The organism is Chloroflexus sp., assembly GCF_034434295.1.
In the GTDB taxonomy this organism is placed as follows: domain Bacteria; phylum Chloroflexota; class Chloroflexia; order Chloroflexales; family Chloroflexaceae; genus Chloroflexus.
On record NZ_DAOTZQ010000071.1, the window covers coordinates 1 to 15,478 of the forward strand.

General features: G+C 55.4%; 11 protein-coding genes, 1 tRNA gene and 1 pseudogene. 2 read left to right on the forward strand and 11 right to left on the reverse strand.

What is annotated here, in order from left to right; translation table 11 throughout:
• Positions 1–655: 655 nt before the first annotated feature.
• The 6 genes and pseudogenes from VAE57_RS10430 to VAE57_RS10455 form a co-directional block, all read right to left on the reverse strand.
• Positions 656–1,255 (reverse strand): WecB/TagA/CpsF family glycosyltransferase, encoded by a 600-nt coding sequence (locus tag VAE57_RS10430; protein ID WP_322821822.1) that lies wholly within the window; start codon positions 1,253–1,255, stop codon positions 656–658.
• Positions 1,256–1,844: 589 nt separating this feature from the next.
• A pseudogene (locus tag VAE57_RS10435) lies at positions 1,845–2,663 on the reverse strand (IS5 family transposase).
• Positions 2,664–2,956: 293 nt separating this feature from the next.
• The gene (locus VAE57_RS10440) at positions 2,957–3,154 is read right to left on the reverse strand and encodes a hypothetical protein (RefSeq protein ID WP_322821823.1); all 198 of its coding nucleotides are present in this window, start codon (positions 3,152–3,154) and stop codon (positions 2,957–2,959) included.
• Positions 3,155–3,730: 576 nt separating this feature from the next.
• A complete protein-coding gene (locus tag VAE57_RS10445) occupies positions 3,731–5,002 on the reverse strand; it encodes a S41 family peptidase (RefSeq protein WP_322821824.1) in 1,272 nt (423 codons plus the stop codon).
• Positions 5,003–5,011: 9 nt separating this feature from the next.
• Positions 5,012–6,088: a M42 family metallopeptidase gene (locus VAE57_RS10450; protein ID WP_416208444.1), complete on the reverse strand. Its 1,077-nt coding sequence runs from the start codon at positions 6,086–6,088 to the stop codon at positions 5,012–5,014.
• A 21-nt stretch (positions 6,089–6,109) separates the two neighbouring features.
• A complete protein-coding gene (locus tag VAE57_RS10455; RefSeq protein ID WP_322821825.1) occupies positions 6,110–7,363 on the reverse strand; it encodes a CCA tRNA nucleotidyltransferase in 1,254 nt (417 codons plus the stop codon).
• A gap of 54 nt (positions 7,364–7,417) precedes the next feature.
• On the opposite strand from VAE57_RS10455, the gene VAE57_RS10460 reads away from it, so the two are divergent.
• Positions 7,418–7,494: transfer RNA gene (locus VAE57_RS10460), tRNA-Val, on the forward strand.
• 20 nt (positions 7,495–7,514) lie between these two features.
• A complete protein-coding gene (locus VAE57_RS10465; protein WP_322821826.1) occupies positions 7,515–8,471 on the forward strand; it encodes a lamin tail domain-containing protein in 957 nt (318 codons plus the stop codon).
• Positions 8,472–8,762: 291 nt separating this feature from the next.
• Here VAE57_RS10465 and VAE57_RS10470 read toward each other — a convergent pair whose 3' ends face one another.
• The 5 genes from VAE57_RS10470 to VAE57_RS10490 all read right to left on the reverse strand — a co-directional run bounded on the left by VAE57_RS10470 (position 8,763) and on the right by VAE57_RS10490 (position 15,427).
• Complete coding sequence (locus VAE57_RS10470) at positions 8,763–9,944, reverse strand: CPBP family intramembrane glutamic endopeptidase (protein ID WP_322821827.1); 1,182 nt, start codon at positions 9,942–9,944, stop codon at positions 8,763–8,765.
• 633 nt (positions 9,945–10,577) lie between these two features.
• Complete coding sequence (pgmB, locus tag VAE57_RS10475) at positions 10,578–11,240, reverse strand: beta-phosphoglucomutase (protein WP_322821828.1); 663 nt, start codon at positions 11,238–11,240, stop codon at positions 10,578–10,580.
• A gap of 82 nt (positions 11,241–11,322) precedes the next feature.
• Positions 11,323–13,488, reverse strand: coding sequence for a glycoside hydrolase family 65 protein (locus VAE57_RS10480; protein ID WP_322821829.1), 2,166 nt, complete (start codon positions 13,486–13,488; stop codon positions 11,323–11,325).
• 111 nt (positions 13,489–13,599) lie between these two features.
• Entirely contained in the window at positions 13,600–14,523 is a 924-nt protein-coding gene (locus tag VAE57_RS10485; protein WP_322821830.1) for a carbohydrate ABC transporter permease, read from the reverse strand.
• 13 nt (positions 14,524–14,536) lie between these two features.
• The gene (locus tag VAE57_RS10490) at positions 14,537–15,427 is read right to left on the reverse strand and encodes a sugar ABC transporter permease (protein ID WP_322821831.1); all 891 of its coding nucleotides are present in this window, start codon (positions 15,425–15,427) and stop codon (positions 14,537–14,539) included.
• Between the last annotated feature and the right edge of the window lie 51 nt (positions 15,428–15,478).

Sequence of the window (15,478 nt, forward strand, 5' to 3'; positions counted from 1 at the left end):
GCATACCGGCTCCTGACGCAAAGACACTTCCAGGTGTCGTGGTCGCGTCTTTGCCCTATGACATGAGCATAGTACTAATTTCATACCACATGGTACGCCGAGGCAAGTATAGCACAGGCAGTCACAGAAAAACAAGAGGTCGAGGAGTCATACTATCAGATAGTCATAGTGGTGAGGGATAATATACCCACGTTGCTACCCTTGTCACCACAGAGGCATGGAGAACACAGAGGATGGGCATAACTCGAGACGCTACCTTACAACGCGACATAGCGTGTCGATGGGAACTGGTTGCTGCCCGATATGGTTCATACCGTTCAGCTACGCTGCACCGTGTTATGCGCAGCGTCGTGCTGTTCATCCTGGGCAATCAGCCTCACGTGGCCTGCTCACAGCATAGGTGGCAACTCGGGTTAATTTCACATCTTGAACAATACCACGCATCGTGGTATATCGCCAGAACATAAGATGATCTGTGTTCAGTAATCATCATAGGCGAGAGACGTACAGTCGTGAGTTGAGCTAACAAACACGCACATTTCGTAAGCAGAGAAAGCGGAGGTTGTGTGTAAAGTCAGACTTTATCATTCTGGCAGTTGGCATCTGTAGCCTGCTCATAGTATGTATGGCAACTTGAGTTGCGCTATCAAACACCCTATTTCTTCTTCAGAAACACTCTTTGTACATCAGCAATCATTAGTGGTAGCAATGCCCACGGCTCAATCAAATACCGCTCCCCCAGGCGGCGTGGTTCGCTGATGAGGCGATAAAGCCACTCTAACCCCATACGACCCATCCATCGCGGTGGTGTAGGAATTGCGCCAGCAATGTAGTCAAAGCATGCTCCAGCAGTTAAAATAACATTCGCTGTAAGTCTGTCGAGATTGTCCAGTATCCAATGTTCCTGACACGGCATCCCCATGCCAACCAGCAAAATATGTGGCTGAAAGGCGGCAATGGTTGCTACTATCGTGTCATTCTCTTCCGGCGGAAAATAGCCGTGGTGCGTAGCAATGGTAAGTGTCGGGTATTGCTGGCATATGATGTCAGCCGCACGAGCAGCCACCCCTGATTTACCACCGAGGTAGAACAACCACCATGCTTCAGCCGCAGTCATTGCCAGCAATGGCTGAGTCCAGTCTACATACGTTACCCTCTGTTCACGTAACACCGGATAGCCTAACAGGCGAGCCCAGTAAACCAGTGGCATATCATCAATGTAGACAATATCCGCTCGCTCGTAGAACATGCGCATCTTATCATCACGATGATACAGGTAAACGATGTGTAAGTTGTGATGAGCAATGAAATGATTCGTTGCTTATGCGAAGCGATGGCATCACTGATTATTGGTTGAGAGCCGAGATCGGGAGTGGGTCAACGGTGACTTCAAAGAGGCGGAGACGATAGAGATTCGACATAAATGTCATAAGGATATGTTCTGTAAAATCTATTATTTTACACAGGAGTTACGCAGTTAAGATTTGAACCTATTTCAAAAAGCATCTCCTAGAAGCTATTTCAACGCATTATTGACAAGATCGTGACGAGTACACACTGCATCCTCGTGAACAGCAGGGTCACAGACGTGACATACACCGGATCGTGAGCACGGCTGCTGCGGCATCATAGTTGCCGTACACCACACTGTGCGATACGCGGATGACGAGCAGGCACAGCAACCCGTCCGGTGCATGATTACACTGAAGATGTTTGCCAAAACTCCTCGCTTTCATACCAGCAGACTGGAAGCAGGAGACACTATCGTTGACGATTGGAAAGCATTAGTGCGTATGTGCGATAGCTTGGCAGCACGAACGCACAGCTTTCATGAAATAAGAGGCCTATCCGAAAACTCTGGCAGCACGACAGGTGATCCAGGCACAGGTACCATGAAGCATCGCCAAATAGGTTTCGATCGTCTTCTTCCAGCGGATCAACAACCGACGGAAACGATTGAGCCAAGCGTGCGTTCGTTCCACCACCCATCGTCGAGCGCGATACGCCGGGATGTGCTGCTTTGCAGCGGTTGCTTCCCCCCCGCGTCTGCATGTGGGCGGTGTCGCCCCAGGCCGCAACCACCATGCGGATCGCGGCGGCATTGTCGCCCGTATCCAGGCAGCGGTGCTGCGGCTGCGCGTCCGTCGGCTGGGGACGCACCATCGGTCTTGTGGCCAGGGTGCGCTGCCCCAGCGGGCGGTTGTGCCGATTGGCCCCGTCGACCGTGCTGGCGAGCGGCATACCGTAACCAGTGGTCAGCAGGCTGCGGTTGGTGCCGCGGTTCCTGCGGTCGGTCGGGGTGCGACCGGTTCCCTCCCCCCAACGGCACGTTCGTCATCGCGCCGTCCAGCGCCTGCCATGCCCAATCAACCCCACCCTGCTGATTAGACGCGAGTAGTCCAGTGTGCCACATCCGCTCACACACCAGCGTCCCGCCATGCCTGGAACCGGTCGTGGGCGGTGCTAGCCGCGCCCAGGCTGCGGGGGGGGCTACCATTGACCGTCGGTGCAGAGGATGAAGCAGATGGCATTCATCGCCTGGCGATCAGGCATGCGCGGGCGCTCCACGTGGGGTACGTCCGCTGCGGTGGCAGCAAGGGCGCAATCCGTTCCCATAGCGCATCGGGAATGCACCACCCATCGGCAACCGGTTGTTCGCTCATCTGCCGCCTCCTTCGATAGATTCATCTGGGATAATGATACCATATGTTTCCGGATAGGCTTTAAGTCAGGCGGGTTGAAGCCGGTCTTCTCCCCTGACCTGATCGCTGCGGAGCTTGCCGCGTGATAGGCAAAGGTGCATACGATCAGTGGCGCAAACCATCGAGCCGCGCAGGAATGTGCCAGAAGAGCGGTTGCAACCCGCCAGTGTAGTCGGAATGACATCCAGTCTCCCTGCTTCGCTCTCATCGAGCCTGTTGATATGAAAGCCAACTGCTATCCCGTTCCAGCTTTGTCACACCATTGGCAGTCGTAGGGCACGCCGGATTGCTTTCGGATGCCAGAACGGAATTGAAGCTGGTATCCGTTCATCGTGCTCAGATGGTTCCTCTGCCCACCATCCTTGCTGATCCGGAGTATCTGGTGGTGGTGCAGGCGGTGCAGGTGGCGGCGGTGGTGTCAGCAAATACAATGTGCACAGGTGCTGCTTCATCGTGTCTTCCTCGGCTGAAGAACAAGAAAATGGGCTGGTACATATATAACCGGAATATGGGCCAAAACGTTACACCCGCTTGTGCTAATGGGTTCGGATTCTTCCGCTGCGCACGACCACAGCAGACGTGGAACCCATACTCTCACATCCAAGCCCCACGGCACGACGCCTATGCCCTGTCGGTCTACCACCCTGAGTGGCCCTCCCTCACGACGTGAAAGCTCCGCTGGGGCTAGCCATGCGTTCACCCGGCACCTGCTCCCCACCGCCAGGCCAGCCCTATAGGGGCTGACACGAATTGAGGCAGGGTTTTAACCAACTGGCTCTGAACCCGCCGGTTCACCAGCCCCCACCTCAGCTCGCTCCCGCACGCGGGCTATGCATCATCCGAGTTATGGTAATGCATAGATTACGTATATCAGAGGGTGCAGCCATAGCGCCCACCGTTCAGCGTGGACGCGCTGAACGGTGGGGCTTCTGGTCGCTGACAGGCCATATCAGGTACGTCTATCCGGCCTGTCACAGCATCACTACGGAATGAGCAATCTATCCGTCGTTCATTCGGCTTGTGATCGCTCAGCGTTCGTCGAAGACGGCAATCGCTGCCAGTAACTGGACATCCTCGATGGTCGCCAGTTCGTTCGCACTCAGGCTACGAATACTGGAAGGCGACAGGATAGGTGCTTCCAGGGGTTGGGGAACGATGCGATCAGGCGTAATTCCAACCCCACGAATCTGTCGCCCGGCCGGTGTACGCCACTCCTGGGTGCCGAGCAGGAGTTGGGCACCATCTTTGAGCCGGAAAGGCGTCAACACTGTACCGGTACCTACCGTTGTCTCACCCACCAGGATTGCCCGACCGGCATCTTGCAATGCCCCGGCCAGAATCTCGGCGGCACTGGCCGAGCCACCATTGATCAAGACAACCATCGGCATATCCTGGGCAATCCCGGCAGTGCGCGTGGCATTGATTCGCTGACTGCCATCACGACTCCGTTCGATTAACACCGGTGTTTCGGCTGGTAAGAATTCGCCGGCAATGGTGAGTAAGGCGCTCAACAGCCCACCGGGATTATTGCGGAGATCGAGAATGATCCGCTCGGCGCCTGCGGCTTGCGCTTCAGTGAGTGCGTTACGCAAGCCGTGCGCTGCCTGCTCGTCAAACGACGTTATCTGGATTAGAGCAATCTGGTCGGGAAGGAGTGCCCAGCTCACGCTCGGCACCGTAATCCTGGCCCGTGTAATCGTAAACCGCAGCGTGTCAACATCACGACGGCTCACCTCTAGGGTGACCGCTGTGCCTGCCGGGCCACGCACCCGTGCTACCAGTTCATCAATCGACCAGCCTGCAACCGAGGTGCCATCAACAGCCAGAATCCGGTCGCCCGGTTGTAAACCGGCAGCGGCTGCGGGCGACCCTTCAATCAGGGCCAGTACCAGCAATGACCCATCACGTTCACCAACATAAATGCCGATTCCTTCAAATGCGCCACTTAGCGATTCCTGCCACAGTGCGGCTTCAGCAGCTGTCAAAAAGCGTGTATGCCCCTCATCGCCGAGTGTTGCTACCATTCCGTCAATCGCGCCTTCCAGCATCCGTTCCGGATCGGCAGCCGTCGGATCAACGTACCGTTCACGCGCCAGTTGCCATACTTCCCAGAAGACGGCAAAGTCGGCGCAGATGGTATCGGTTTCGGGACAGGTGGCCGTATTCTGGCTTTGTGATGAACTCAACCATATCCCGACCCAGATGCCGCTGCTCGTACCGGCGATAAGTGTTATGCATAGCAACGGTATTGTCAGCCAGAGTGGTAGACGGGCTTGAAGGAGTCGAATCGCGCTATTCATACTGGTTACTTACGCCTCGTATTGCAATCGTTGAACGGTCTTGTCATCCAGGCGTCGGATCAGGGCCAGGAGTAACTGTACTGTCTGCTCTACATCACGCCGATGCACAATGGCTGAAGCGGAGTGGATGTAGCGTACCGGTGGCCCAAGCACGACTGTGGGTACACCACTGCCGAAGAGATGCATCCGGCCACCATCTGTACCACCGCCGGGCATCAAATCAAATTGCAGCGGAATACCCTCCTCGTCGGCCACATCAATCACGAGATGACGCAAGGCCGAGTGAGCAATGAGTGAGCCATCGATCAAGAGCATCGCCGGCCCCTGACCGAGCCGACTCATAGCGTCGTCAGCGCCGATGCCAGGAGTGTCACCGGCAATGGCTGTATCAATGGCAAAGCCAATGTCAGGTTTGACAATGTAGGTGGTTGTTGCGGCACCGCGCAGTCCTACCTCTTCCTGAACATTGCCGATCCCGAAGACGATGTTGGGATGGTGTTCGGTGGCTAAGCGACGTAATGTCTCAACCACAATCGCACAACCAACGCGATTATCTAACGCCTTAGCCATCAGCAGATCGGGATTGCGCAGTGGGGTAAGTGGGCCGAATGGCACAACGGCGTCTCCTGGTCGTACCCCCCATGCAATAGCTTCCTCGCGTGACGTAGCGCCAATGTCAATGTACATCGCCTTCTTGTCAACGAGACGACTCCGCTCATCGTTGCCAAGGATATGAGGTGGTTTGGCGCCGATCATGCCGGGAATGGCTCCCTGGCGGGTAATCACATCCACCCGCATCCCTAAGAGCACGTGATCCCACCAGCCCCCAAGTGGTTGAAATTTGAGAAACCCATCATCGGTGATTCGGGTCACCAGCAAGCCAATTTCGTCGAGATGAGCAACCAGCGCAATACGTGGACCATCGCTGACTCCTGCCCGACGCGCAATAATTCCTCCCAGGTGGTCGAATTCAATCTCGCCGACCGGCTCCAGATACCGGCGCATGACCTCACGAACCGGACGCTCATAGCCAGAAGCGCCGGGAGCCTCGGTCAGATCTTTCAAGAGTTGCAGCATTGCATCCACAGATTTTTCCTCTCTCACCTATCAGGGATCGATCAGATGCTGGCGAACCCATTGTTCGGCAGTCGTGCGATCTGTGATCAGGCCATCGAGTGTAGCTGCGCGCAGCCGGCGCAGAAGTTGCCCGATTTGCGGGCCGGTTGGCACCCCTAAATGGCGCAGATCATCGCCGTTGAGTGGGGGGCGCAATGGTCGCCATTCGTGTAAGTATCGTGATACCACTTGTTGAATGGACGTTTCTGTCGCGTAGTGTAGCACAGCAATCGCGGCTACGCTATAGGGTTGCAGTAACGCATCGATAGCACTTGGAATGGCAGTGGCGGCAATGGTAGCGATGTGCGGGCGTAGTGCGATCAGGTCATGGATCAGGTTCCTTGCCGGTGCAGGAAGATGGTAGCGATGTAGGACTTGTGTCAGTTCATCGTCGCTCAGGTCGTAGAGCACGAGGCCGGCGATAACCAATCCGTCTGGTGCCAGTCTGGCTACGCCAGTGGTGTCCTGGCGATAGCGGCTCAGCCGCTCGGCCAGAGCCGGCGTCCAGTGTAGGCCGGGGATGATATGAGGAGTGAGTCCCCATTGATCGGCCAGGGCAATCACAGCAGCCGGATCGGGTTCATCCAGGGTCAGGCAGAGTTCAGTCTGTATCCGTTCAGGCGAGAGCAGGGCCAGGTAATCTGCTTCCAGTGCGTCGGCGATCTGGGTGGCTGTCGCAGCATCGGGCGCCAGTTGCAAGCGTGCGGCTAACCGTACCCCGCGCAAGAGACGGGTTGGATCATCGCGCAGGCTCTGATCGTGTAAGAGACGCAGGCGGCGGGCTGCCAGATCGGCAACGCCCCCCAGGGGGTCAATGAGCGGTGCCGGTAAGAGCTGATCGCTGTCGGCCATGATCTGGACGGCCATGGCGTTGATACTGAAATCACGTCGGTAAAGGTCTTGCGTTAGTGGTGCCGGCTGCACTTCGGGTAGTATTGCGGGTTTGGGATAACGTTCGGTGCGCGTCTGTGCCAGATCGATCACCCAGTGCCCGACGGTGATCGTCGCCGTCCCAAACGCCGGGTGGCGCGCCGTGATGGTACCATCCCAGGCATCCGCCAAAGGAGCGACAAGTTGATTGAGGTCTCCCTCAACAGCCAGATCAATGTCACGACCAATCGGCAGCTCAAGCCAGAGATCGCGCACCACACCGCCAACTAGCCATAATGTTGCGTCAACATCTGCTGCCAGGGTGGCCGCACGAGCCAGCAGATGTTGTAATTCGGGATCGAGGCGTGTTATCATATCTTTCATGTGCGCTTGACAGAGCAGGCATTCAATGATACGATATTGACCGTCGGGCGATTAGCTCAGTTGGTTAGAGCGCCACGTTGACATCGTGGAGGTCAGTGGTTCGAATCCACTATCGCCCACCACATTCATTGTAGCACGCCCCATGCATAAGCAGCGTTACTACCCAATTACTCTCCTTATAGCTATACTGGCTGCGGCCAGCGCTATCCTCTTTCTTGACTACCGTCTCTATGCTCAACCAGCAGCTCTGTCCTGTCCACGGCAGCAAACCGTTGTCCTTAGTGGTAGTAATGCGCCGCCATTGCAGGGCCTGATTGTCCTGTTTGCCGGGCAAGTCGTTGGTGGTGGGTTTAGCGATTCTGCCGGTAACTGGCGTATACCCCTACGGGTCAACGAACCTCCTGGTATCTATCCGGTAGAGGTAAGGCTGCGGAGTAGCCAGCAACTTCTTGCCAGTATGCTCTGCTACGTCGATGTGCCACTTCCCGCAACTGCAACCTCTCTTCCTACTGCAACCGCTCTCCCAACCGCAACCGCTATCGCACGCCCAACCACCGCTTTGCCGGCCATACCGACGGCTACGGTATCAGTGCCATCACCAATCAGGCCAACTGCTACACCAACGACGCCGTTGATTGCCACACCGACGGCGACTAGTCGCACAAATGGCACGCCGACAGCAACCACTACTGTTTCGCCGATGACACCAACTCCTACTTCGGTTAGAACGCCGACGACAACCACAACCCCCGAACCGGCCGGTCTGGCGGTCACTATCGAGATTTTTCCGTATGATCCGGATGCATCCTCTCCGCTGAACGATGAATTTGTAACTCTATATTCGCAAGAAGAGAACGATATCAGTATTGCCGGCTGGCGGATTGTTAACATCTCGCGGCCTGAACGGCCAACTTTTGTTTTTCCACCCTTTATTCTTTCACCAGAAGTTGATATTTACGTCTTCACCGGTCCTGGAACCAACAATCCAAACACCGGTGATTTCTATTGGGGACGTAGCCAGGCAGTCTGGCGCACCGGTGATATTGCACAATTGCTCGATGCGCAGGGGCGTCTGGTTAGTGCGTATCAGGTACCCTGATTGTAAATGCTTATGATGGTGTGACAATGAGCCATGTCATACATCCGTGATGCTGGCAGGCATGCACGACAAAGCGATTGACCTCTACCTGAGTTAAAGAAAGTGATATGGCAGTGATCCGGGATGGTCAGGTGCGTATTGTTTGTGTTGTATCAAATCTGGTACCGTCCAGCGCATGGCACACGATCTAAGGCGTACCCTTTGCCCCTCGCTCGCCGCATCCCTCCTATGGCAATGTGAATGGGCGAGGGCGGGTTTTGAACCCGCCCCTACGGATACGTGAACCGTTTGTTACAGCTTTTCGGCGAGCGCTACCATCATCATCAGTACAAAATTGTACGTCCCATGCACCAGAGCGGCGGTCGTTGTATTCGTGTACTTGCGTATCAAACCACAGATCATGCCGATGGCAAACACTACGAACAGACCATCCCAGTGGTACTGAAAAGCGTGTAGGCTGACGAAGAAGAGATTGGAGAGCACAAGGCCCAGCCGTGGTTGCAGGACACCGCGTATTGCCAGCTCTTCGCCCAACCCGGCAGTCACCCCGATGATAACAGCGCCTATCGGACTGATAGCAAATGATATGAGTTCGAGGAAGGCATCGTCGTCGGTCGTCGGCCAGCCAAAACTCTGCCAGATCCACTCCTGCAATGGACTAAGTAGAAACAGCATCGCGATGACCAGCACAAACCCAAGACCGATCCCATTCCAAAACTGCTCACTTGTCGGCATGACCAGGCCAAGCCGTGATAGGGTGGCAGACAGGTTGCGCCGAATGCCGAAGCCAACGGCGAGAAGTGCTGCCGGAATTGTCCAGATCAGTCCGTAAACTTGACTACGCAATTCGGCGTCAGGATTGGGGGGATTGTTGAGTTCCTCACTGCCAAGGGAGCGCACCAGAGCCAAAAGTGGTGGTTCACCGGTGATCAGGAGAGGGACAAACAACATCAGGGTAATGGAGACAATCGCGGCCAGGGCGATAGTATGCACGAATGATGCTGGTTCAATCGGAATGAAGCGTGCCAATCCCCGCCGTACTGGCAGTAGCAGGGTGAGAAACCCGATCCCAATCGCCCCAAAAATACCCAGTATGAGCATCAGGATACTCAACAGAGCAGATTGGGTCAGCGCTGGTGGATTAGCCGGATCAATATCGCCAAGAGGTATACCAATGATGCTCACAGCACCAAAACCGAACGTCAGCAGAGCAGTTATAGCGATAACGATCATCAACCATAAGCCGGTTGCAATCCATGCCCAGTTGAACGATGTACCGGCAAAGTAGGCCAGAATTGCCAGAATAGCGAACGGAAGCATATTAAAACTTGCCGCAGTAAAGCTCTCGAACTCGCCACCGATACTGATTCCGATGCTCGCTAAGAAGATATAGATTCCCACACCAGCGAGCCAGACCCTTGGCCGGTAGGGCGTTGGTGGTTGTTCGGTTGAGAGAACGATTGGTTCTGACATGGCTGTAATTCCTCCACCAGCGTAACGTGATACTTCTGAAAAGCATTATTACATAGTTCGTATACGAACAGTGTGACTGATCCGTTTCGTTTGCGCAAGACTACAACGAGGGAATATAGCTCCACCCTTTGAGGGAAGTGGGTTTGGAAGAGAATGGGCTTACTTTACCGGTCGGCGAGCCGGTGGGAGAGTGCGGATCGGTGGGTGGCAGAAGCAGTGGTTGCAACCTCGCCTCACGTCGCGAAAGCCCTTGTGATATCAAATCTGGTAGAGTAAAAATCATGACACACCGACCAGGAATTACCCTGATACTACACCTGAACGATGTACCACTGGACGCCAGCGCTGGTATGACAGGTATCGGAGGGGCACGGCATGTCGTGTCCCTCCTGCCACGCTGACGACAACCCACCGACTCGCCGGTGGCACACCTGAACGATGCACATTGTTACGCAAAAGGTTGTTCAGGTGATGGAATGTGGTTGCTGAACGTGCTTCTGTGTGGCCCAAAAAGACTTGCACACTATCAGAAAGGATTCCAGCCCGCCAGACCTGGCAGGCTGGAACCACGCTTCACAGTAAGAAATCCTCTGCGGAGTCGGTATGTGCTAAGCGGGTGTTTGAGACCAGAACTCAGCCCGCTGCATAGTGCATTAGTTGCTGACACAGATCACTCAATCGCGCCTCTGCCAGACTCGGAAGCACGACGTGCGCACGCCCTACCCGTTCCTGTGGCCCAATTCCCACCACGTAAAATCCACCCGCCAGCGCTGCTTCTACGCCAGCTTCAGCATCCTCTACAACCACACACGCAGATGGCGGCAGGTTGAGGAGTGCGGCGGCGTGAAGGAAGAGATCAGGCGCCGGTTTCTGGCGGGTGACACTATAGCCATCGGCAACGGCATCGAACAATCCGGCGATGCCCAGCCGCTCTATCACCTCACGCGCATTTTTGCTCGCCGAGCCGAGTGCTGTCTTCAACCCGGCAGCCCGAATCTCTTGCAGCAGTTTACGTGCGCCCGGTAACACATCGCGTGGTGATAGTTCGCGAATAAACTCAAGATAGTAGCCGTTCTTGCGATCCATAAGTTCGCTGAGCACCGCTTCTGGGTAAGTGCGCCCCTTGAGCAGAAGGAGCAGCGACTCGCGACGGGGGATGCCACGCAGCGCTTCGTTCTCCTCGTGCGTAAACGGAATGCCGAGTTCGTCGGCCAGGCGCTTCCAGGCCCGATAATGGTATTCAGCGGTATCAGTGAGCACACCATCGAGATCGAAGATGAACCCTTGAATTGTCATAAAACTGTTCCTTAGTTCACATTTGTGAAATAGCAATTGACAAACAGGAGTGCAGTGGTGGGGATTGCACTCCTGCTGTTGGTTACGCAGTGGTGTAACGACCGTCGGGATAGCAGGTGACGGTATTCATTTTTCCCCGCAGCGTAAAGCGGAAGGTCAGGCGCTGCCAGTGTTGGGGAAGTCGCGGTTGAACGTCCCAGCTCCCGTCTGGATGTACTCGCAAGCCGCCAAAACCGAAGACCACCGCTTGCCAGACCCCCCCCGCTGACGCGGCGTGGATACCGTCACCGGCGTTGCCACGGACATCGCGTAGATCGGCGCGTGCGGCCCGGATGAAGTGTTCGTAGGCTTCGGCAACATCACCCATCTGGCAGGCGACAATGGCCTGGATCGGTGGGCCAAGCGATGATCCGTAGGTGTGATCGGTGCGCGGTGTGTAGTAGTTGTAGTTGACCCGAATCTGACTGTCGCTGTAGTGTTCGCGTAGCAGGTATTGCAACATCAACACATCCGGTTGCTTGATGGCCTGATATTCGTTGGCACCCTCAATGCCGAAGATTTCGTGCATTGATTTAGTACGTGGTTCGTAGTCGGCCAGATTGACATCCTTGAGCTTTAAGAAGCCATCGAATTGTTCAATCAAGCCGTCGGGTGAAACGTTTACACACATCTTCTCGGCTACCGTTTGCCAGTGCTGTAGACGTTCAGGCGTAAGATCGAGGTGCTGGCGCAGTTCGGCAGCCTTCTGCGGTGCGTGTTGCTCGAGCCAGGCCAGTGTTTCCAGGGCAGCGCGCAGGTTCCATTGGGCCAGCAGGTTCGTATAGGCGTTGTTGTTGACGTGATCGTGATATTCGTCAGGACCGATCACATCGGTGTAGCCATAGCAGCCGCGGTCGTTCAACCATTCAGCGCGAGCAGCGCAGAATTTGGCCGTGTCGAGAACGATTTCGGCACCGCGCTCGATGTACCACGCATCGTCTCCGGTGGCCTGCCAGTATTGTTGAACCGCGTAGGCAACGTCTGAAGAGATGTGAATCGCCAGATCGCCAGTCCATACGCGGGCCAGTTTCTTTTTGTCGTGAAAATCCGGTACCCAGGTTGGTGTTACCTCTTCGCCGCTGTCGGCACTCTCCCAGGCGTACCAGGCACCCTCGTAGCCGGCAGCACGGGCTTTAGCGTGGGCAGCCGGTAGCGTCAGATAACGATAGTCCAGCAAATTACGGGCAATGTCTGGTGCTGTGTAGATGAAGAGCGGGAGCATGAAGATTTCGGTATCCCAGAAGGCATGACCGCGATAGCCAAACCCAGAGAGGGTTTTGGCGCCGATATTGACCCGTGGGTCGTGACGTGGCGCTGCAATCAGGAGCTGGAATATGCTGAAACGCACGGCCAGATCGGCCTCTTCATCACCCTCGATTTCCACATTGCAGCGCTCCCATTCTTTGGCCCAGACCTGCTGCTGTGCCGCCAGCGCCTCGTCCCAGCCGGTTGCGGCCTGAAGGTGTCGATGCGCCAGCTCCAGGGGATTGGCATCGTCGCGCGATGTGGCAACACCGACAAACTTCGTCACTGCGATGGGGACACCGGCCTGCGCCTGATAGACCTGTTGCAGGGTTGGCACATTCTCCACATCCCAGAAGGTGGTGGTAGCAGTGTCAGAACCGCTTACGCGCATGGTCAGCGCCAGCTCAATCCCGCTCTTGCGGGTGCGGGTGCGTAAGAAGACGGTGCCATCGGCGAGCTGGCCCTGGGCAACTGGTCGCCAGTGCAGCATCCCTTCATTGTCGGTCTGACCGTTGATTGCGCTCCGCAGCTCAACCTGCCCGTCAAATTCAGGAATGATCTCGCAGCGCAATACCAGCAGGTGCTGAGCGGCCAGGGAAGCAAAGCGAGTGAAGATAATGGTCGCCACGCGACCCTGGGGTGATTGCCAGCGTACTTCGCGGCGCAGCACCCCCGTCCGTAAGTCAAGTTCACGCCGATAGGCCAGAACGGTACCGCTAGCCAGCGAGAACTTCTCGCCGTCGAGCACAATCTGGATAGCCAGCCAGTCGGGTGCATTGGCGAGTTCGGTAACGACTATCGGCGCATCATCAAAGACCCCGTGGATGAAGGTGGCGCGACGGTCGTTAGGGTAGCCCTCTTCAAAGGAACCGCGGGTTGAAAGATAGCCGTTCCCGATGGTAAAGATGGTCTCTTTGTGATGTTGTTTGGTTGGCTCGAATGATGGTTCAACAAGTATCCACATACCCGTTCTCGTGTGATATAAACTGCGAAAAGAAGGCGGGCAGCTCCGCGCATCAGGCGCATCCTGGCGCTGCCCGTTGGTACGACGTGACAAAACGACGATTGCGGACGATTAACCCTCCTTTGAACCGGTGGCAGCGATACTGCGCACAAAATATTGTTGGAAAACGAAGAAGATGATCAGGATCGGCAGTGTGTTGAAAATTGAGCCGGCCAGAATGACTGAGTAGAGCGTGTAATATTCGCCACGGAACCACTGCAAGCCAATCGGCAGGGTGAATTGCTCTGGCGAGCGCAAGACCAGCAGCGGCCACATGAAGTTATTCCACGCTCCCTGAAATGTCAGTAATGCGAGCGTGATCAACTGAGTCTGGCTGATAGGCAATACGATGCGGAAGAATGTTCCCCAACGCCCCGAACCATCCATCATCGCGGCTTCTTCTAGCTCTTTGGGGAACGATTTGTAGAACTGAGTCATCATGAAGACACCAAAAGCATCGGCAACGCCAGGGAGGATCACACCCCACGGACTATCGATCAGACCAAAGCCGGTGGGAATACGGAGATCGCCTAGCTCCAGACCGCCACGGATCAGACCCGGCCCGATGATCAGGAAGGATGGAATGAGCGTGACCACGCCGGGCATCATCATCGAAATCAAAAGCAGATTGAACCAGACGTTTTTGAGCGGGAACTCAATGCGGGCAAAGGCGTAACCGGCCATTGCACAGAAGAGCACCCGGAAGAATGTGACAATGACCGAGATGAAGAGGCTATTCCACACCCAACGCGGGAAGAGTTCAAAGGTGCCGAGAATAGTCTGATAGTTTTCCAGCGTAAACGGTATCGGCAACCAGATGGGTGGCGTGTAGGCATTAGCGACCGGCTTGAAAGAGAAGACCAGCGTGAAGTAGAGTGGTGCAATAGAGAGCGCAGCCCAAAAGGCCAGCATCGCGAAGAAGAGATATTTGCGCAGCCGATCGAAGAAGATGGTCTGCTCGTATGCCTGGGGTTGGGAACGGGTGGTTACTGCCATCGCTCTCACCTTTCTAACGTTCAGCACCGCTGCCGCTACCCTCGATCACCCGCCGCTGCAAGAGGGTGACGGCCAGGATAATCAGGGTCAAAATCACTGCCAGCGCTGAGGCTTGCCCCATCTGGATGCGCGTGTCGCGGAATGCCCACTTGTAGATCAGGTAGGTAATGGTGGTGGTGCTATCCAGTGGCCCACCGGCGGTCATAACATAAATCTGGTCGAAGACCTGAAAACAACCAATGACGCCAACGGTTACGACAAAGAAAATAACCGGCCGTAGCATTGGAATGGTAATGTAGAAAAACTTCTGCAACCCATTGGCACCATCTATCTCGGCTGCCTCGTAGACTGCCAGCGGAATATCTTGTAGACCGGCCAGGAAGATCAGCATTAAGGTACCGCTGGTAGTAAAGATATTCATGCCCATAATCACGTAAAACGCGGTACGCGGATCGTCAAGCCAGTTGACCGTCAGGCCGGTAATCTGGTTAAAGATACCCTGCGGCGCGAAGAGCCAGATGAAAATGAGCGAGATAACTACCGACGAAGTGACCGATGGCAGGTAAAAGATGGTTCGGAAGAAGCGCTGGAAGCGCAGATTCTGATCCATCGCAAAGGCCAGCACCAGGCTGAGAAAGGTCTGGATCGGCACCACAATCAGCACATATTTGAAGGTGTTGGGTAATGCTTTGGAGAGAAAGAGTTCATCTTCCAGCACCCGCTGGTAGCCCTCTATCCCCCACCAGTGCGGCGGTCGGAGCAGGTTGTATTCGGTGAACGAGAGGTAGACCGCATAACCGAGAGAGATGAGACTAAAGATGACGAAAATGATCAGCCATGGCGAAATAAAGAGGTAACCATTTAACGCTTCCACAATCTTGCGGCGGTCGATTCTCGCTCGCATAGTAGCCTCCCCTCGTCAGGTGGGGCGCAGCGACCAGTCTCACCGGTCGCT

What these genes read in the sequence shown, in the direction of transcription:
- VAE57_RS10430 (WP_322821822.1), bottom strand. Translation starts at nt 1,255, where the DNA reads ATGCGCATGTTCTACGAGCGAGCGGATATTGTCTACATTGATGATATG.
- VAE57_RS10445 (WP_322821824.1), bottom strand. Translation starts at nt 5,002, where the DNA reads ATGAATAGCGCGATTCGACTCCTTCAAGCCCGTCTACCACTCTGGCTG.
- VAE57_RS10465 (WP_322821826.1), top strand. Translation starts at nt 7,515, where the DNA reads ATGCATAAGCAGCGTTACTACCCAATTACTCTCCTTATAGCTATACTG.
- VAE57_RS10485 (WP_322821830.1), bottom strand. Translation starts at nt 14,523, where the DNA reads ATGGCAGTAACCACCCGTTCCCAACCCCAGGCATACGAGCAGACCATC.
- VAE57_RS10490 (WP_322821831.1), bottom strand. Translation starts at nt 15,427, where the DNA reads ATGCGAGCGAGAATCGACCGCCGCAAGATTGTGGAAGCGTTAAATGGT.
- VAE57_RS10440 (WP_322821823.1), bottom strand. Translation starts at nt 3,154, where the DNA reads ATGAAGCAGCACCTGTGCACATTGTATTTGCTGACACCACCGCCGCCA.
- VAE57_RS10455 (WP_322821825.1), bottom strand. Translation starts at nt 7,363, where the DNA reads ATGATAACACGCCTCGATCCCGAATTACAACATCTGCTGGCTCGTGCG.
- VAE57_RS10470 (WP_322821827.1), bottom strand. Translation starts at nt 9,944, where the DNA reads ATGTCAGAACCAATCGTTCTCTCAACCGAACAACCACCAACGCCCTAC.
- VAE57_RS10480 (WP_322821829.1), bottom strand. Translation starts at nt 13,488, where the DNA reads ATGTGGATACTTGTTGAACCATCATTCGAGCCAACCAAACAACATCAC.
- pgmB (WP_322821828.1), bottom strand. Translation starts at nt 11,240, where the DNA reads ATGACAATTCAAGGGTTCATCTTCGATCTCGATGGTGTGCTCACTGAT.